This window comes from Brenneria sp. L4-2C (assembly GCF_040240335.1).
Lineage (GTDB): Bacteria > Pseudomonadota > Gammaproteobacteria > Enterobacterales > Enterobacteriaceae > Brenneria.
Genome location: NZ_JBEIAC010000005.1, coordinates 65,198 through 81,969, shown reverse-complemented (window position 1 = coordinate 81,969; position 16,772 = coordinate 65,198). Strand labels below are relative to the sequence as shown.

Sequence of the window (16,772 nt, the reverse complement as noted above, 5' to 3'; positions counted from 1 at the left end):
GCAAGGTATAGTGTTCCTCATGTTCACCATAAACGGAGGCCACGATGTCAGACCGTCCTGCTTGCGATGCCGTCGTCATACTCTGTACCGCGCCAGACGAACCTTGCGCGCAACGCCTTGCCGCATCATTACTGGAAACGCAACTCGCCGCCTGCGTGACGCTGCTGCCCGGCGTTCAATCGCTTTATTATTGGGAAGGCAAACTGGAGCGGCAATCAGAAGTACAAATGCTGATCAAAAGCGATACGTCACATCAGCACGCCCTGCTGACTCACCTGAAACAACACCATCCTTATCAAACGCCGGAACTGCTGGTGTTACCGGTACTGCATGGCGACAACGATTATCTGACATGGCTCACCGCATCTTTACGCTGATTATCCTGCTCGGCGCGGCGCTTGCCGCCGCCGCCTCCCCTTTTGGTCAAGCCGGCTTCGGCAATCATGCCGGCTCATCGTTTTTACCTGTCGATCAAGCCTTTGCCTTTGACTTCCAGCAACGGAATAACCAACTCACGGTGAGTTGGCAAATACAGCCTGGCTATTACCTCTACCGTCAGCAGATAAAGCTGGAAAGCAGCGACGCGGCGCTTGGCGAGATCAACCTGCCGGCGGGCATCAGCCATCAGGATGACTATTTCGGTCAGGTTTTCATTTATAAACAACATCTGGCGCTGACCGTACCGCTGCGTCAGGCGCAGGAAAACGCCACGGTAAAAGTGAGCTATCAGGGCTGCGCCGAAGCCGGATTTTGCTACCCGCCGGAGACGCGCATCATCCCGTTGAGCCAGTTGGTCCAGTCCGCCGGCGGAGGCTCCGTACAACAGCCCGCGCCAACGCCGCTGCCCTTCTCCCCCTGGTGGACGTTGCTGATTGGCATCGGCGTGGCGTTTACGCCCTGCGTGTTGCCGATGTATCCGTTGATATCCGCCCTGGTGCTCGGCAGGAAAACGCAGTTGACGCCCCGACGAACCTTCTGGCTGTCGATGACTTATGTACAGGGGATGGCGCTGACCTACACGCTGCTGGGGCTGATCGTCGCCGCCGCAGGACTACGCTTTCAGGCCGCGCTGCAACATCCGTATGTGCTGATTGGCCTATCGGCGCTGTTCGTCGCACTGGCGCTGTCGATGTTCGGCCTGTATACCCTGCAACTGCCGTCCGCCATACAGACCAGGCTGACGGAATGGAGCAATCGCCAGCAAAGCGGTTCGCTGGTCGGCGTATTCAGCATGGGAGCGCTGGCGGGACTGATTTGCTCGCCTTGCACCACCGCGCCGCTTAGCGCCATCCTGCTTTATATCGCGCAAAGCGGTAATTTATGGGCGGGAGGCGGTTCGCTGTATTTGTATGCGTTCGGCATGGGGCTGCCGTTGATTCTGGTCACGCTATTCGGCAACCGGCTGTTGCCGCGCAGCGGCCCGTGGATGCAATACGTCAAAGAAGCCTTCGGCTTTGTTATTCTGGCGCTGCCGGTTTTTCTGCTGGAGCGCATACTGGGTGAAAACTGGGGCGTCAGATTGTGGAGTCTGCTGGGCGTCGCCTTTTTCGGCTGGGCATTCGCACTGAGCTTACGCAGCGGCAAAGGCTGGATGCGCGGCGTTCAGCTATTGCTGCTGGCTGGCGCGTTAGTCAGCGCCAGGCCGCTTCAGGATTGGGTATTGTCCCCTGAGCTCTCGGAACAACAACCTGCTTCATCCGCTCTCGATTTTACACCGGTGACGAACGTCGCCGGTTTGCATCATGCGCTGGCGGCAAGCCACCAACCCGTGATGCTCGATCTGTACGCCGATTGGTGCGTGGCCTGTAAAGAGTTTGAAAAATACACCTTCAGCGATAACAGCGTACGGCAACGTTTATCGCGCATGACGTTATTGCAGGCGGATGTCACCCAAAATCGGGAAGAACAGAGCGATCTGTTGAAGCAGCTACAGATTCTGGGGTTGCCCACCATCCTGTTTTTTGATGCGCAAGGCAAAGAGATCCCCGGCTCACGCGTCACCGGTTTTATGGATGCGGAGAAATTTCAGGCGCATTTGCAGAAGTTCGCCCCATAAACGACACTATTCTTTCTGGCCACAGCTCTTTTGGAGGAAACCCAATGCAACGGGAAGAGGTACTTGAACAAGCGCTCACTCTGTTAGAGCAACACGGTTTCGCCATGACCACGCTGGACATGTTGGCTAAAAAACTGGACGTTCCGCTGGCTGAGCTACAGCCGTTCTGGCCCGACCGGGAAGCCCTGCTTTATGACAGCCTGCGCTACCACAGTCAACAGGTTGATGTCTGGCGGCGGCAGGTGCTGCTGGATGAAACGAAAAGTATTGAGCAAAAACTGCTGGCGAGGTATCAGGTTTTGCATAATGCGGTAAAACAACAGCGCTATCCCGGCTGCCTGTTTATCGCCGCCTGTAGCTTCTTTCCTGATATTAACCATCCTATTCACCAAATCGCCGAACAGCAAAAACAGGCGTCTTATCGCTACACGCGCGATTTGCTGGATGAGCTGGAAACGGACGACCCGGAAATGGTGGCGCAACAGATGGAACTGATTCTGGAAGGCTGCTTAAGCAAGCTGCTGGTAAAACATCAGGCATCCAGTATTGCGACGGCACAACGGCTGGCGGAAGACATCTTACGTATTTCCCTTTGTCGCAAAAATGGCGCATTGACCTGACATCAGCAGTCAAACGTGGCGCGCCCCGCGCTTTGGCTGAAAAGTCGGCAGTCGGCAGGGTTTTCCACGGTTTAGCGCATAAATCCGTTGACGACGCGTAGGCAATACGGTTTAATGCGCCCCGTTGCCCGGATAGCTCAGTCGGTAGAGCAGAGGATTGAAAATCCTCGTGTCCTTGGTTCGATTCCGAGTCCGGGCACCACTTGCATCAAAGCACGCTGGTTAAGAGTGAGAAACTTAACGGGCGGTTAATACAGGGTTCGGTCATAAAATCGTTCCGGTGCAGAGACAGTCGAAAAGGCTGCACTGTGGATAAGAACTGAATCCTCAAGATAGGGAATCTGCATGCCCGCAGATTCCCTTTTCTCGTTCCCGCTTATGGTTACAGTGAATTACATTACTGTCAAGTCATGTAAAACGGGTTGCGCATAAATATCCGTATGTAACGCCAGCTCTTTTTCCAACGTTCGCCCTACTATCTCCATATTCAGCTCAATGTATTCCATTGTCGTGCTCACACTGCGATGCCCCAGCAGATCCTTGACCAGTTGAAGATTGCGCTCGGGCGCCTTCATCAGTTCCGTCGCCAGCGTGTGTCGGAACCGGTGAGGAGATACAGCAAACCCGCAATCACGGGACAGGCGATAAAAAAATGATCGGGTCGTTTGTAATGCTCTCGCTTCATCGTACTGATACTCGTCCTGGTGCCGACGGGATTTCATAAAGCGGGTGACATCAAACAACACATCGGCGGGCTGTGCCCCGGCCAGTTTCGCACGAGCCAATAAAGCGGCTAATCGGGTGCGTAACTGACGAACGGCCGGCACACGCCACTCACGGTGCGTCTTACTCCCTTCCAGCCGCAATTCAATATATCCCTCGTCGAGATTGATGTCCTGTAACCGGATATGCAGCAACTGATTCTGCCTCATGCCGGTATAGCGCAGAGTATCGAGGACTGTCAGCCAATACCAGGCGGGATAAAGCGCACACCGTTGTCCCCAGGTCGAATGAGGATCTTCGGTTTCTATTCGCTGCATAAGGAGATAAATTGTCGTTAGTTGTTCACGCGTCAGGGTTTTCTTTTTCTTACGATCCTTCTGCACAACCACATCGTTGAACGGATTCTTTTCCTGTTCGATTAATTGCTGCTCTATAGCAAAATTAAATATTGCTCGCATATGCGCTACTTTATTATTCCAGGTATGCGCCGATAAGTTTCTCTCTTTCAAGATATTTCGTCGCCATCTCAACACATCTCTGTGTGTTATTTGATTTGGCTCTACCCCCTCGCCCATGTATCGTTTGAAACCATTAACCACTTTTAAATAGCTGATTTCTGTCGCTCTGCGAAGATTATGAGAAAAAAAATATTCATCTACCAATTCATCCCAGATCATTGACTTATCAGACATATATTTTCCCTTATATTTACAGAGCACAAAATACACCTTTGCTGTGTGCAGACTAAAAAATTAGTCCGCTAATCAGATTGCCATACGTCAAGGCAAGATCAACAATGCGCGCTCATCGGGGATGCGATTTCCGCGATAAAGCGATGAAGCTTTAACCAGATAACCGTTAATGTTCTGATACGTCCCTGTTCCTGAGGGGGTGCTGTATATTCTGGCCTGTATGAAACGTTTACCATCAGCGACACGATGCACGCCTAAACGTTCAAACGAAGCCTGTAACGCGTTACGTTTTCCCTTATTTTCTGTTTTCTTCTGAAACAGATAAAATATTTCAGGCACACACAAAAAAACGAACCCGGCGACAATGTGGGCTCGGGCTCCTTCCTCATTTATTGTTATTTCACCGCTAATCAGACCTGCGGATAACCACTCCAGAAATACAGCCCCTTTATTATTTTCGTCCCGATCGGCATCGCTCTTTGTATGGAAAGTAACGAAATCTTTAGGTTCAACAAGTTTGTCGTTTTCAGTCTCCTCTTTATTTTTTATCTCATCCTGCATGGTGACGTCGGTATCAGCTACCGACTCGACATTTGGTGTTGGGATATCGGTCATGCCTGAAAAAAGACCTAATAGCGCCTGGGTATCATCCTGAACAGCAACAGGAGGTGAGTTTGCCGTATGTTGGTCATTTTTTTCGGACGTTTCACTTTCAGTCTTTGGTGCCATTGCATCCAATACTGAAACCAGCGCAGTCAAAGGGGGGAGATCCTGTTTTAGTGATTCATTTTCTGTTTCCGGAGGAGGACCATTATCGGCCGCAACTGGACTATTCTCAGGTAATGCCGACGTTAACGCCGATGCCACCAACGGTTCTGGAGAAGATGCTTGAGGCTCAGCATTATCAATGAGGGACACTGACGATACAGGGGAAGCCGACCGTCCGATTAACGGCGGCGCACCGCATTTCTCTGCGGCAGTGAGTAACAGTTCATCAATCAGTGCGACAGTTGCTGGCCTCCCCTGCATTCGTTCCGTCAGGCAGTCGAAGGCATCAGGAATGCTCAACAACCACGGGATAGCGGATGATGGTAATAGCTGACCAGCCAGTAACGATAGCCGCCCTTGCACATATGACTGGGGCAACCGTTCAGTACAATACCGAAAGCGAAACGGTTTTCCCGGAACCGTGAATCCAGGTAGCCAAAGCTCTCCGCCATCCAGCTCACCTTCCCACTCACAAAGAAGCGGCAGGTGATAAAACAGTGCTGACCAGAACACCACCGCATTCCAGAGTAATCCCTGAGCCGCCTGCTCCTCCGGGGGGATCCCCGGCGGAAGCGTTCTCCCTTTCGCCAGCCTGACGGCGTAGGCAACAAACCTGATGGTTAAATCGCCAAAGGCGCCGGCATACGCCCAGTCCCCCTCTTTGGCAGCAGGAAGACTTTGTACGCGGCTTAGCAGAGAAAACAAGGGGGCCAGATAAAACTGCCGATAAAGCCCTTCCGGCAGCGCATTATTGTCATTCAGTTGCTGAAGAAAGCGCTGGCGTTGTGGGGGGTAATCAATACCTCAACAAGGTGAGTCGCATGATATCCGGATGGACACGGCTGTTGAGTGGCAACAGTCTTATTTCGGGAAACCGTATCCGCGCCAACAAGAAAATGTTTTATTCGGGTGAGCATGCATGCCTCCTGCCTGTAAGCGGGACAGTCTTGAGCGACTATTCCCCCCAGACAAGAGGAAACTCTTTTTGCATTTTAAAAATTATTAAGCGGGACTCTGGAACTCTTCATAAACATGCTGTGTTCCTCTCAAAGTGATCTGAACCGTTATTTTCTGTGCCGATGACATACCTATGGGTTCACCTGCACGCCCGCCTGTCAAATTAAAAGACCTGCTGTAAAGTCGGCATATAGCCGGTCGCTTGTAAACTCACGATGTAAAGAAGAGCGGACTCAAATACCACAAAAGAAACGAAAGCCGCGACGCTCCAGTTCCTGATCTTGAGACACTCGGGAAGTATGCCTTTTCCAAAAAAGAGTCCAGCCATGAAATAGGACAGGAGCAGGGTAAGCACCACGAGAAACAGCAAATACGAAACAGAGATGGCCATAAAGAACTCCCAATTCTATAACTTTGGTATTTCGAAAAATGCATCAGTAGACCGCTTCTTTTCAAGTCTTGGTAGACGCCAGTCTTTAAACGCTTTCTTACGCTCGGCAGCCTTCACATCCTCCACCGAAAACACGTTATATTTACCTTGCCTCTGGGGTTGGCCTAGCCATTGCTTAATGGCCCACTCAGTCCAAAGCCGGGTTGATTTTAGTCGGGTTACTGTGATCCACTGTTCGAACCGGCGGCGACGCTCCTGATCGCGCCACAATTCTTGACGCTTGAGCCAATCCCGATCAACGGCGAACTTTCGGTAACCGACGAAATGGCCAGGCATGCTACTCATCATGGCTTCCCCTCTAACCTCTGGGTAATAAAACCCGCGATGCGGGCGTTATGCTTATGGGTTTTCCTGTCCGGGCGCCGCGGGCAGCTGAGGCTCGTCCCCTTTCAACAGAGCCTTGACGATTTCCGTGATATCCCCCTGTTGGTCAAACACCACGTCGGCGCCGTGCTGCTCAAGTTCGGTGAGAAACGCCTCGATCCGCTCAGCCCGGTAGAGCAGATCGCGCAGGGTATGCACCATGTCCCAATGGTGGTCATAAAACTGCTTGCCGACGAGCGTGTGTTTCGTCGTTTCCGCCTTGGGCTCAGATGGAAAGAAACCAGAGCCGAAACGCGGAGTGTTGTCTACATACTGGTCTTTCTGTGCTCTGATCCGCGCGGCCAGAAAGGCGTCGGCCGACTGCGGGGCGGCGGCGGGACCGAGCACCTGCACGGCAGGATAGTCGTCCTGCCGGCATAAGGCCGCATTGAGCAGCAGGTAATAATGGTCATCCTGTGTCAGGTATGCCTTTACCCAGTCCCGGAGCCAGCGGCAGTAATCGCGCAGGGTGGCGTCACGGTAAAGCGTTTCGGGCTCCAGGGCGGCGCGGGCGGTAATGATGAACAGCAGGGCTTCGGTATACACACGCCCGGTATGTTCAATCTTGCTGATAAGCGGGCTTTTCCAGTTTTCTTCAGACACCTTCGGCGGAAAGGTCGGCTTCAGCGCCTGAAGAAAAGCCTCCGCTTTGTCGATGACGTTTTCCCACGCGCGGCTGCGCCGATCGCTATTTTCGTAGGTTGCCGCCCGGCGCCAGGCGTTGAATAGCGCGTCGTAATCCTGCATCAGCTGCGTGTCACGCTGTTCATTCGCCTGTGCGGCCAGATGCTCTTGGATTTGCGCATTAAAGCGCAGGACGAGGGGCGTCAGATCGGGGATAACATACTGCGTCGGGATCGCTACAGGCGCCAACAGTGTCACCAGGTCGGTCAGAGCCATGTCTTTACTTTGCGGACCATAGCGTCCCTTGTCGGTGCGTGTGCCGATGAAAATATGTGCTCCACTCATGCCTTTATCCTCCCCGCTTTCGCTTCGCTCCGCGCCAGTTGCAGCAGTTCGCCCTGTAGCGTCTGGGTTTCGCTCCGAGAGGCCTTCAGCTCGGCTTTGGCCTCCTTCAGCTGCGCCGTCAGGTGCTCCCCGGTGGCGCTCAGGCGAGCCACGCTCTCGCGCAGCGTGGTGCTCTGCGCGCGCAGCTCGCGCACCTCGTCCAGCAGCCGGTCGCGCTCGGTCACCACTTCCCGCAGTACGGCCAGCTCGCTTTCCAGCCGCGCCACGTTGGCCTGGGCGGCGTCGCGCTCCTGATCGGCCTGCGCCACGTCCGCATCCGCCTGCTCCCGCGCCGCCAGGGTGTCCGCCTCCGCCTGTTGACAGGCCGCCTGCCACAGCAGTCCCAGCTGGCCGGTCAGCAGTTGCTGCAATTCCGCCGGCAGCGCCGGGCGCTGGTCGCCGGCCAACTCCCGCTGACGGGCGCGGAACGCGCGCATCACCGGGGAGATGTGCGACAGCGAGCCGCCGCCCAGGTGCTGACGGACCTGCTCGTTGGTCGGGTTGGCGTTGCCGGCGGCGATGAGCGCGGCGGCGGCGTCCTCGATACGGCGGACGGTGTCGGCAGGAAGGTTAAGGTTAGGGATCAGGGTACTCACAGGTATGCTCCGGGTTCAGGGCTGATGAACAGAGTGTAACCGGAACAAAAAAATACACAATACACAAAATACACTTGATACATACATAATACATTCAATACATATCGTACAATCCGTACATGCAATATGGGTAATACAGAAAATACGGGCGCGGGGGTGTTTTTTGCCGGCAGATCCGAAAAAAGGCAAACCCGGAAAGTTCCGGGTCTGTTTATTATGATGGCCCAGCAACCAGGTGAATTTATTGGGGGATAATAAGGAAGGGCTCGGCTCCGGGACTGAGTTTACACAGCACAGGACTGTTAGTGTCTTTTGCATGCTGGAATGCTGACGTAACATCGCCAAATGAACCAAGCCACTGCGCATTACCTGTAGTACGGAAACGCGTGATTTCAGATAGCGAATTAATTCTGCGGGCATTACTGAACAGACGGTGCTTAGTCAGCAGATCATGCTTTTCCGGAGACAATAGTTGTATTAGCTGCTCAACGGTATCAATCTTCGTATTAATGTAGGCAATAGCATCCTGCGGCGTATTGACCTGATAAGCCTTCCACAAAGGTTCGTTATGCGCTACACGGTTGCGGTATTCGCGTATCGTTTTGACCTGATCCCGGGCCGTCGATAGTGTGTTGGCGCCACTTTGCGAGGGCCATTGCCCCTTAAATACTTGAGTTATCATGGTATTCCAGAAGAGACCCGGCCCCAGCAGTTCGTCATTCATTGCAAACTCCCAGGTGGAGAATTCGGTACTGGCCACGATCTCCTCATGGCTGGGAGTGTGATTTCTCCTATGATAACGCTGATGTTTTTCCTTCCTGACGTAGACGGCCGCTTTGGAAAAATTATCTTTCATCGCCTTAACCTCAAAAGGAGGTATATGGCCTGCTACGGAGGCATAACTTTTATACTGAACCCTTTTCCACCACCGTTGACCTGCAAAGGTGATGAATGCACTATCAATAGCATTTCGTAGGGTAATTTCAGCGGCGCTCAGCAGCGGATAGAGTTCGCCACCCAGCGTCTGATTCCAGATATAAATCCCCACCATTTCACGGTCAGTCAGTCTCCCGAACACTCTTTGGTAGCTGTGCATTCTTTTCTGTGTGAAGATCCTGTCCATTAAATCTGGCTGGTAAGCCACACTATCCGGCATATATTCTCCTTGTTCTGGCTATGCATCTGCCAGCGTTGACTTGACACCTTTGCCAGCAACCAGTAGTATTCGACTCAGGTTGGTGAAAGGAACCAATGGCCTTCGGGTGTAAGACCTTTCATAAAGACCGCAGATTTTGACCCCGGCTTAAGTCGGGGTTTTTTCTTTTAGAAACACCCTACATTCAGACATTATTCACCCTCTCCCCCATCAGTTCTCCGATGCGTTGCAGCTCTTTCGCAAGATTCGGATCCCTTCTTCATTATTGTACATTCGATTATCCTTAAGGTTGATTGCCTGACATTGACTGCAGGAGCTCCAGCAGATACTCGTCCACACAGGCTGACAGGCAGGATGCCAGCATGTCAGGCGATGTCGGGTTCGCTTGTTCTTCATGGCCATTGCTGTACATGTGAAACTCGCTGACGCCGCTACGGAAGGTGAATCCCAGCTGATACTGTCTGCTTTGCACATTGCGCACGGATTTACCGTAGACGCTACCGGGCAGGAACACTCTGCCCTCCAGTGCTGGAAAGGTCAGTGCGGCATCTTCCAGCGCATTTTCCCTATCCAGAGATTTTGCCTGTATCCGCACTAGCCATGCCCCGTGCTTGTAATCCTCCGGTTGTACGACGGACACTGTGACGTTTTCTCCCCGGTAAACGAATTCACGCGCCGGCTCCGGCCGCGCCAATAGACCGGTATCACGCAGCACGGACTGCATCAGAGCCAACTGTTTTTCGAACTCCTGCAGGGACATCTGAAAATCGTTCACGATCTGGACCGGCGCCGGTAGCGGAGGCGTCACCCTAGACAGGGTGAATTCACATCCTGCTAGGTGATAATTAATGCGGGGCAACATAAGGCGTGCCGCCCCGACAGAGCCGCCGTCATCCGGTGTGCTTTCGAGTCTCCATCCGTTCTGCTGAATATCACTGATCCGGCACGTGAGGGCCCGTTTCTCAGCTGCAAAGTCGGCGTACAGTGCCGTATCGGACTTTAACATGTCCCGGATTTTAAGCACCTGGTCCCGCGCTTCTGCAAACTGACCGGCAATGATGACCGTCAGATCGGCCGCGGTTAAAATCCGCGTATCTGTAATGAAGGGGAGTTTTCCGTGTTGTTTGAGGTACATCCAGCAGAGGGTGATGTATTGCGTGGCATTCAGATCATGAGCGCGAAGTACCGCGTCCCCTTTTTCTTTCAATTCGTCATCTATCTTTGCGTTTATCGCTGCCATTTAATTAGCCTCATATGTCATCATAAAGTAAAAGGTATCCTCAAAACACTATGTAGTCAATTAACTACACGTTATTTTTTGTTGTAAATTATATTCACCGATTTATGACTTTTTGACTCGTCTTTGTTCAGATCCGAATTCTGGTATACCCGGAAGGAGTCCGGGTAATTTAAGGGTTGAGTAAGGACGTCAAGGGTTATGGAATAGCGATGGAGTTATCAGTGCCGATGGTGAGTATTGTCTGGCCTTCTCTGACTATGCGAATGAACTCATTCTTTTCGAGGACTTTGATTAACCTGCCGATACCTTTACCGCCACGCGAGACTTTAATCTGCGTCCTGATTTTTTCCGGAGCTATGTAACTGTAAAGCCCGTCTACGGAGCAAAGAGCGTAAAAACGCAGGTTTGCAGAGTGACTCAGAAAAGTTGTTTTTCGGTCAGGACTCATCCAGCCAATCATATCCAGAATATCGTCATAATGTTTTCTCAGAAGGCTGCAACTGGCCTGTGCGCCGTAAACCGGGTTTCCATAATCTGGTTTACCGCTCTGTGGATCATCATAATGAAACTTCCAGATGGCCTCATGATGGGAAAGTCGGTTGCGCAGCTCTTTGATGCGGTAAAACTGGTCGCAAATTTCTTTGCGTTCAAACTGCGAGGGGGCATGAGGAAAGACGGTTCGTGTAAGATGTGGCCAGAGTAATGTCTTATGCCCCCCCTTCGGATTTTCATAATATCGGGTGAGCAACTGAGTCCAGAAACCAAAGGTAAGCCCTGAAATTACACGGTTTGGAGTGATCTGTTTCCCCATTTTTACGATGTCATTTATTGCAGCATCTACCTGAGTTTCAACTGGAATCTTATTCTTTAAGACACGATGCCCATATTGATCCAGCAGAAAACCTTGAGCATCGGATTGCTGCACCGGTTTTTTGGGATTAGGACGCTTGTACCTGTCGTTATTTTTGGGCCAAGTTCTGCCACCCATATAGCGAGGAAGATCGAAGATCCAGTTATGATCAGTCAGCCAAAGCCCGTTTGCGGCCGGAGGAGGGTTAGCTTGTATAGCCTGATCAAGAGCATTTCGTAGGGTCACTTCAAGACATTGAAGTGCCGGGAGCATTGCGCCACAAAGCGCTTTATTCCAGTGATATGCGGGCATCACCTGAGCAGAGGAAACCTTCAGATGTTGTACGTAGATATCAAGCCGTTCTGTATTAATGTACCGATCAAGGCTCATCAGGCCCTCCCTAAAAAAGATTGACACATGTGGCATGTGTCTGGTGTAATTAGCACATCAAAGCGGTGCGCCGTAGTTCAGGCCTCACGCGACAATAGTTGTTCGGAAAAGCCATCCTTCGGGGTGGCTTTTCTCGTTTCAGAAAACCGTTAGGAGCGCGCCATCTTCAGGTATTGAGCACCTGTTCCTAGCCAGTGCGTCCGGAAGAGTTAGCACCCAAAGGTGTGTTGCTCGTACCCCTTTCGGCGGCCGACGCCCCGGGAAGGGGTGATGCGCGTTGCCACCGTGCACCTGACACTGGCGACCCACCCTAGAAAACGCCGCCTTCAGCGATTTTGAGGCTTCTCTCTGTGCGTCCGGCTCGGTAGGATTCAGCATCAGACAAACCTGGTTACCGACAGAAGTGCTGGCGATCGCAGAAAACGATACCTCACCGATAATGTACCGACTGCTTCTTTTTTTCATTACAGGGCCTCTACACCGCGCAACTGAACGTATCAGAGCATGTTAGATTCTATGGCATCAACCAGATGGTGAATAACATCCTGAGGGGTTATCGGGTTTTCATCCTCACTGATGCCATTGGTGTATAAGTGAAGCTCACACCTGCGGTTTATGAATCGGAAACCTGGCTGACATTCAGCGGAACTCCTCCCAGCCATACCCGAATAACCGGGATCGGCAGTCAGGAGTCGGCCGTTAAGCACCGGAAAACGGATACTCCACTCTATGTTGTCCTTATCGTTGTTCAGTGTAATGAGCACTCGCCAGGCACCGTGATCATAACTCTCCGGACGATATACACGGATGTTGCCCCATTCGGGTGAGAGCTCAATGGCTGGATTGAATAAGTCCAATTTTTTTATTCGTCGGATTTCGTCAATCTGCTGTAGATATCGTTCATGCGCTCCGGGAGCCTCTGAGCGAAATATCCGTTTCCATCCCTGCTCAATGGTTTCCCTGTCGCGGCTCGCCAACTCACAGAACAATGCAAACGTCAGAGACACTCCTCTCAAAATTGACTCCGAGCCAACCAGTACCTGATCTGCCCGTGTAAAGAGGCAGGGGGTGTTAGCAAGCAGAATACTTTTCAGTTCACTATTCTTGTTTAAATTTAATAACAGGCGAAAGACTTCGTTATGTAGACTGGAGGAATAATTCTGATAACTTTTATCATTGATTTTTGCTCCTACGTATTCTGCCAACTCCTCATCTAATGAAATAGATACGGGGTTTGTACGGGCAAAATTGGCCAGCGGATCGCCCAGCCCTTCCTCGATAAATTCCCTGACGAGGGTGCCTTTCGGCTTACCGGCCTTTTTGGCCTGGGCGGAGGCATTCTGATCGGCGAGACTTGAAATCCCCCGCAGGGTTAGTGAAGAGTTGTTTTCTTCGTTGTCAGACTGGATATCGGCATCTTCAGCCATATTGTTCACCCTAAGTTTAAAATTTCTATCAAAAAGTGATAAGGACTATATTTCATAAAAAAGTATACTTAAATACTGAAAAGTATACTTTTTTATAAATTGAGTGTGAGTGGTGATTTTTTGTTCCCTGAATTTATCAGGGATCCGAAAAGTGCATAACCGGATCTGCCCCGCCCCGCCGGCACCGCCCGGCGGCCAAAACACTATATCTGGTGGCGTCTTCAGTTGCTGGTGCTACTACATGTTGTGTCTCCCCCGTCCCGGCGCCGTGCTACACTTCCGAAAACTGCCTATAGGAAAAACTCGGAAGTGCGGCAAACGGGAATAGATAATTACGGTGGCGATTTTTATTAAACGGAACTATCACTTATATGATATTAACAAAAAATATAGTAACCCTAGTTATTACTCGTAATGGTTATGATTTCATACTAAACAAAAGGAGTTTGCTATGGCGCGTTCCATTCCGGTGAAAATCGGTCAGCAGTCATTTACCTCTAAAACGGAAGCCGTCAACCATTTCATGGACAAGCGTGGGGATGTGAAAGTTGTTGAGACAATCTCAGATGGGGATTTTTTTGAGGAGTTGAAAGAGCTCTTTGTTCGTTACTGTGATAGTTGTCCGGGATGGGAGCTGAATGGTCGGCTGGTTAAACATTTTACGGTAAAGCATGAGCCACGTTGTGTAAATGGTCGTTGGGTATCCCATCCCTGTTACAAGGTCCAGCTGAGCAACGGTGAGCTGAGACCGTTTTCTGTGGATAAGGCGATAACCGCCATTGTAAAAGCCACCGCAGATGTCGAGCAGTAATGGGGGACGGATTTCGGAACCGGGCATCATCTGTCATCTGAAAAGGAAATGAGAACCATGAGAAAAATGAACAGGACGGGTTGTGCGATCTGTCTCGCGGCTCTGCTGGCCGCCACGACACCGGACGTCGGCGCAGCAACCTACCAGGAGATACTACGTCTTGCCGAAGCCTACCCCCCCGGCAGCGTAGTAGTCTGCCGCTCCGATCTCCCAGGGGACGGAAAGATGCGCCTTCCCACCACCCAGATCACGAGAGGAAAGGTGATTGCCCGCAGGAATAATCTCACGGATTTTGATGCGGTGGTAACGTGGCGGCCAAAGGGCGAAAACGGCAAAGAACTGACCCTGACATTCCGTGCGACAGAGCGCACCGAAAGGACAGGACGATATACCCGGATCGACACAGACAGTATGGCGGTGTCACAGGTCGGAGCCCCCCCAGCGGAGGAAAAGATTATTCTGGATGGATTCCGGTCCCGCTCTGATGGAACTGAAAAATTTTCCCCCTACACGAATATTGAAATCACGGTTTTTCCGTCTTACATCATCCGCAATCAGGGCGAGACACCTGCGTATTGCCATAAGGAACTGCATAAGAATGAGTGACGGGAGAGTGATTAACTACCGAAATACCTGCTGGCCCCGGAAGGCAGTACCCTGCTCCACTACGTTCCTGATCTGAGCCGTGAAACCAAACGGCCCCCTTCAGTCGATAAATGGCCGTCGTGTGTCCGGACCCGATGTTATTCAGTGCAAGAGAGTGAAAATATGGAAAATGATAATTTGGAAAATGAAAACAGCGCACTGTCCATACATATACCCTGTGCGTTGATCACTGGCACGGCGATGAGTCTCTGGAGCGCGGTTATTTGGAGGGAGGCCTCCCATCAATCCCCGGACTCATGGCTATTAATGTGGCGACGTTGTCGTGAATGTTGGCAAAACGGATTATGAGCAGGCTCTGCGTGCCTGGACGTTAGCCGGCAATCAGAAAAAAAACCTGCCGGAGTAAAAGAGGCGCGATGAAAACATCAACCATTATCGACCTAACGCTATGCTGACGCTGCCGGGCGAATACCAGACAGTGACGCAGGCCATGCCGCTGCCGGTGACCATCGACTATCCGAAGGCCCTGGCGCTGCGGCAGATGGCACTGGCTCACGGCGACATGCCGGAATACCTGCTGGCCGTCGAAGTCGCGGCCCTGCTTCACTACATTCCTGATCTGTACCAGAAAATGCTGATTGCGACGCTGTGGAACACCGGCGCCCGGATCAATGAAGCCCTGGCCCTGACACGCAGGGATTTTCAGCAGGATACACCGTACCCGTATGTCTCCCTGGCCACGCTCAAACAACGCCAGGAAAAAGCCGCCCGCGGGCCGGGGGCGCCCCGCAAATCACAGGTGACGCACCGGCTGGTACCGCTGTCGGATGGCGGCTACGTCAGCCAGCTGGACACGATGATCGCGACGCTGAAAATTCCGTTTGAACGCAAGAGCCGGAAAACCGGCAGGCTGGAGCCGGCGCGGATCTGGAGCATCACCGATCGCACCGTGCGCACCTGGCTCAATGATGCGGTCGCCCGCGCCGCGGATGACGGCGTAACCTTCAGTGTGCCCATCACACCGCATGTTTTCCGGCACAGTTATGCGATGCATATGCTGTATGCCGGCGTGCCATTGAAAGTGTTACAGGGATTGATGGGACACAAGAGCCTGAAATCGACAGAAATCTATACGAAAGTTTTCGCGCTCGATGTCGCCGCCCGGCATCGGGTGCAGTTTCAGATGCCCGGTACGGATGCTGTGGCCATGCTGAAAGGGAATAGGCCGATAACATAGTGTTATCCCGGAGAAACCAGAAAAATACGAGCTAAATATTCATTAAAAAAATACCGATCACCTTAAGTGACCGGTATTGACCTGTTGCAGTACTTTCTATTTTTTAGGCAGCCAGTTTTTGAACCAATGCAGCCGGTTGACTAGTTGCATTACTCAACGAAACAACGTGTTCTAACTCTTCCCGAATCCACTCAATAGCATCATCCACAACCGCACAATAATCAGAAGCATTAGGATGCTCAGGTTCGTTGACCTCCGCGTCTCCCGTAAAGCTGATCATCACTGCGCCATTACGATAATGAACGTCGGCGCGGAAGGTCGCCGGCACGTAAATTCCTGCCGCAACTCCATCGACATACTGCGTCAAAAAGTCATCATCAAACTCCATGATATCAATCTCATCAATGCATTGCGGAGACATGTACAGACGTATCTCTCCAGCGTTACCACACCAACGGCGAATCTGTCGCTCTTCAAATGTGCAATTGCTGACAAACTGCGTCAGTGTTTCAACACATTGGTGGGAAACATCCCGCAGCGACCGCTCCAGGTAATCCATAAAGCGGAACCAGAAGCGTTCGCTCTGGCGAAACTGCGCCAGCGTGATGTATTCCTCTGGCGCGTTATTGCTCTGCCCGGAGGCTTCGCGAAACGTCTCTTCATCCAGTTCGTAGAGCGGCATAATGTCAGCGCGCAGCAGCTGGTCGGTACGACCGCTGATTTGTGGATGCACACGAGGAAGATGCATATAGCCATCATCCACTTCATTGGCCAGCCAGTTAGTGGCGTTTATCCACATCGCCAACACTTTCCGACTGCGT

At 51.9% G+C, this 16,772-nt stretch carries 17 protein-coding genes and 1 tRNA gene; 7 read left to right on the top strand and 11 right to left on the bottom strand.

Going from position 1 to position 16,772, the window contains the following annotated elements; all coding sequences use genetic code 11:
* Window positions 1–44 precede the first annotated feature (44 nt).
* The 4 genes from cutA to ABRZ26_RS09830 all read left to right on the top strand — a co-directional run bounded on the left by cutA (window position 45) and on the right by ABRZ26_RS09830 (window position 2,878).
* Window positions 45–377, top strand: coding sequence for a divalent cation tolerance protein CutA (gene cutA / locus ABRZ26_RS09845; protein ID WP_319604089.1), 333 nt, complete (start codon window positions 45–47; stop codon window positions 375–377).
* Window positions 353–2,056 carry a protein-disulfide reductase DsbD gene (locus ABRZ26_RS09840; protein ID WP_319604088.1) on the top strand — a complete coding sequence of 568 codons (1,704 nt, stop codon included), beginning with the start codon at window positions 353–355 and terminating at the stop codon, window positions 2,054–2,056. Before cutA ends, ABRZ26_RS09840 begins: the two co-directional genes overlap by 25 nt.
* 44 nt (window positions 2,057–2,100) lie before the next feature.
* Window positions 2,101–2,676 (top strand): transcriptional regulator, encoded by a 576-nt coding sequence (locus tag ABRZ26_RS09835; RefSeq protein ID WP_319604087.1) that lies wholly within the window; start codon window positions 2,101–2,103, stop codon window positions 2,674–2,676.
* Window positions 2,677–2,802: 126 nt separating this feature from the next.
* Window positions 2,803–2,878: transfer RNA gene (locus ABRZ26_RS09830), tRNA-Phe, on the top strand.
* Between the two features lie 190 nt (window positions 2,879–3,068).
* Here ABRZ26_RS09830 and ABRZ26_RS09825 read toward each other — a convergent pair.
* The 10 genes from ABRZ26_RS09825 to ABRZ26_RS09780 all read right to left on the bottom strand — a co-directional run bounded on the left by ABRZ26_RS09825 (window position 3,069) and on the right by ABRZ26_RS09780 (window position 13,297).
* Complete coding sequence (locus ABRZ26_RS09825) at window positions 3,069–4,091, bottom strand: tyrosine-type recombinase/integrase (RefSeq protein ID WP_319604086.1); 1,023 nt, start codon at window positions 4,089–4,091, stop codon at window positions 3,069–3,071.
* A gap of 87 nt (window positions 4,092–4,178) precedes the next feature.
* Window positions 4,179–5,660: a conjugal transfer nickase/helicase domain-containing protein gene (locus tag ABRZ26_RS09820; RefSeq protein ID WP_319604273.1), complete on the bottom strand. Its 1,482-nt coding sequence runs from the start codon at window positions 5,658–5,660 to the stop codon at window positions 4,179–4,181.
* A 319-nt stretch (window positions 5,661–5,979) separates the two neighbouring features.
* Window positions 5,980–6,207 carry a hypothetical protein gene (locus tag ABRZ26_RS09815; RefSeq protein ID WP_319604085.1) on the bottom strand — a complete coding sequence of 76 codons (228 nt, stop codon included), beginning with the start codon at window positions 6,205–6,207 and terminating at the stop codon, window positions 5,980–5,982.
* 15 nt (window positions 6,208–6,222) lie between these two features.
* Window positions 6,223–6,555: a hypothetical protein gene (locus ABRZ26_RS09810; protein WP_319604084.1), complete on the bottom strand. Its 333-nt coding sequence runs from the start codon at window positions 6,553–6,555 to the stop codon at window positions 6,223–6,225.
* Between the two features lie 51 nt (window positions 6,556–6,606).
* Entirely contained in the window at window positions 6,607–7,599 is a 993-nt protein-coding gene (locus ABRZ26_RS09805) for a hypothetical protein (protein WP_319604083.1), read from the bottom strand.
* Window positions 7,596–8,234 (bottom strand): DNA-binding protein, encoded by a 639-nt coding sequence (locus tag ABRZ26_RS09800; protein ID WP_319604082.1) that lies wholly within the window; start codon window positions 8,232–8,234, stop codon window positions 7,596–7,598. The genes ABRZ26_RS09805 and ABRZ26_RS09800 overlap by 4 nt, the downstream gene beginning before the upstream one ends.
* Before the next feature lie 241 nt (window positions 8,235–8,475).
* Entirely contained in the window at window positions 8,476–9,390 is a 915-nt protein-coding gene (locus tag ABRZ26_RS09795) for an Abi family protein (RefSeq protein ID WP_319604081.1), read from the bottom strand.
* A 283-nt stretch (window positions 9,391–9,673) separates the two neighbouring features.
* Window positions 9,674–10,630, bottom strand: a complete 957-nt coding sequence (locus tag ABRZ26_RS09790; RefSeq protein ID WP_319604080.1) for a hypothetical protein — start codon at window positions 10,628–10,630, stop codon at window positions 9,674–9,676.
* A gap of 196 nt (window positions 10,631–10,826) precedes the next feature.
* Entirely contained in the window at window positions 10,827–11,870 is a 1,044-nt protein-coding gene (locus ABRZ26_RS09785) for an Abi family protein (protein ID WP_319604079.1), read from the bottom strand.
* A 497-nt stretch (window positions 11,871–12,367) separates the two neighbouring features.
* The gene (locus ABRZ26_RS09780) at window positions 12,368–13,297 is read right to left on the bottom strand and encodes a hypothetical protein (protein ID WP_319604078.1); all 930 of its coding nucleotides are present in this window, start codon (window positions 13,295–13,297) and stop codon (window positions 12,368–12,370) included.
* A gap of 451 nt (window positions 13,298–13,748) precedes the next feature.
* On the opposite strand from ABRZ26_RS09780, the gene ABRZ26_RS09775 reads away from it, so the two are divergent.
* The 3 genes from ABRZ26_RS09775 to ABRZ26_RS09765 all read left to right on the top strand — a co-directional run bounded on the left by ABRZ26_RS09775 (window position 13,749) and on the right by ABRZ26_RS09765 (window position 15,951).
* Window positions 13,749–14,108 (top strand): hypothetical protein, encoded by a 360-nt coding sequence (locus ABRZ26_RS09775; protein WP_319604077.1) that lies wholly within the window; start codon window positions 13,749–13,751, stop codon window positions 14,106–14,108.
* 57 nt (window positions 14,109–14,165) lie between these two features.
* Window positions 14,166–14,714: a hypothetical protein gene (locus ABRZ26_RS09770; RefSeq protein ID WP_319604076.1), complete on the top strand. Its 549-nt coding sequence runs from the start codon at window positions 14,166–14,168 to the stop codon at window positions 14,712–14,714.
* A gap of 448 nt (window positions 14,715–15,162) precedes the next feature.
* Entirely contained in the window at window positions 15,163–15,951 is a 789-nt protein-coding gene (locus ABRZ26_RS09765) for a site-specific integrase (protein WP_319604075.1), read from the top strand.
* 103 nt (window positions 15,952–16,054) lie between these two features.
* Here ABRZ26_RS09765 and ABRZ26_RS09760 read toward each other — a convergent pair whose 3' ends face one another.
* On the bottom strand, window positions 16,055–16,750 hold the full coding sequence (locus tag ABRZ26_RS09760) for a hypothetical protein (RefSeq protein WP_319604074.1): 696 nt from the start codon (window positions 16,748–16,750) through the stop codon (window positions 16,055–16,057).
* Window positions 16,751–16,772: the final 22 nt, after the last annotated feature.

Bases quoted from the DNA above. Each gene is read 5' to 3' on its own strand.
- cutA (WP_319604089.1), top strand. From the start codon at position 45: ATGTCAGACCGTCCTGCTTGCGATGCCGTCGTCATACTCTGTACCGCG.
- ABRZ26_RS09840 (WP_319604088.1), top strand. From the start codon at position 353: ATGGCTCACCGCATCTTTACGCTGATTATCCTGCTCGGCGCGGCGCTT.
- ABRZ26_RS09835 (WP_319604087.1), top strand. From the start codon at position 2,101: ATGCAACGGGAAGAGGTACTTGAACAAGCGCTCACTCTGTTAGAGCAA.
- ABRZ26_RS09825 (WP_319604086.1), bottom strand. From the start codon at position 4,091: ATGTCTGATAAGTCAATGATCTGGGATGAATTGGTAGATGAATATTTT.
- ABRZ26_RS09815 (WP_319604085.1), bottom strand. From the start codon at position 6,207: ATGGCCATCTCTGTTTCGTATTTGCTGTTTCTCGTGGTGCTTACCCTG.
- ABRZ26_RS09810 (WP_319604084.1), bottom strand. From the start codon at position 6,555: ATGATGAGTAGCATGCCTGGCCATTTCGTCGGTTACCGAAAGTTCGCC.
- ABRZ26_RS09805 (WP_319604083.1), bottom strand. From the start codon at position 7,599: ATGAGTGGAGCACATATTTTCATCGGCACACGCACCGACAAGGGACGC.
- ABRZ26_RS09795 (WP_319604081.1), bottom strand. From the start codon at position 9,390: ATGCCGGATAGTGTGGCTTACCAGCCAGATTTAATGGACAGGATCTTC.
- ABRZ26_RS09790 (WP_319604080.1), bottom strand. From the start codon at position 10,630: ATGGCAGCGATAAACGCAAAGATAGATGACGAATTGAAAGAAAAAGGG.
- ABRZ26_RS09785 (WP_319604079.1), bottom strand. From the start codon at position 11,870: ATGAGCCTTGATCGGTACATTAATACAGAACGGCTTGATATCTACGTA.
- ABRZ26_RS09780 (WP_319604078.1), bottom strand. From the start codon at position 13,297: ATGGCTGAAGATGCCGATATCCAGTCTGACAACGAAGAAAACAACTCT.
- ABRZ26_RS09775 (WP_319604077.1), top strand. From the start codon at position 13,749: ATGGCGCGTTCCATTCCGGTGAAAATCGGTCAGCAGTCATTTACCTCT.
- ABRZ26_RS09770 (WP_319604076.1), top strand. From the start codon at position 14,166: ATGAGAAAAATGAACAGGACGGGTTGTGCGATCTGTCTCGCGGCTCTG.
- ABRZ26_RS09765 (WP_319604075.1), top strand. From the start codon at position 15,163: ATGCTGACGCTGCCGGGCGAATACCAGACAGTGACGCAGGCCATGCCG.
- ABRZ26_RS09760 (WP_319604074.1), bottom strand. From the start codon at position 16,750: ATGTGGATAAACGCCACTAACTGGCTGGCCAATGAAGTGGATGATGGC.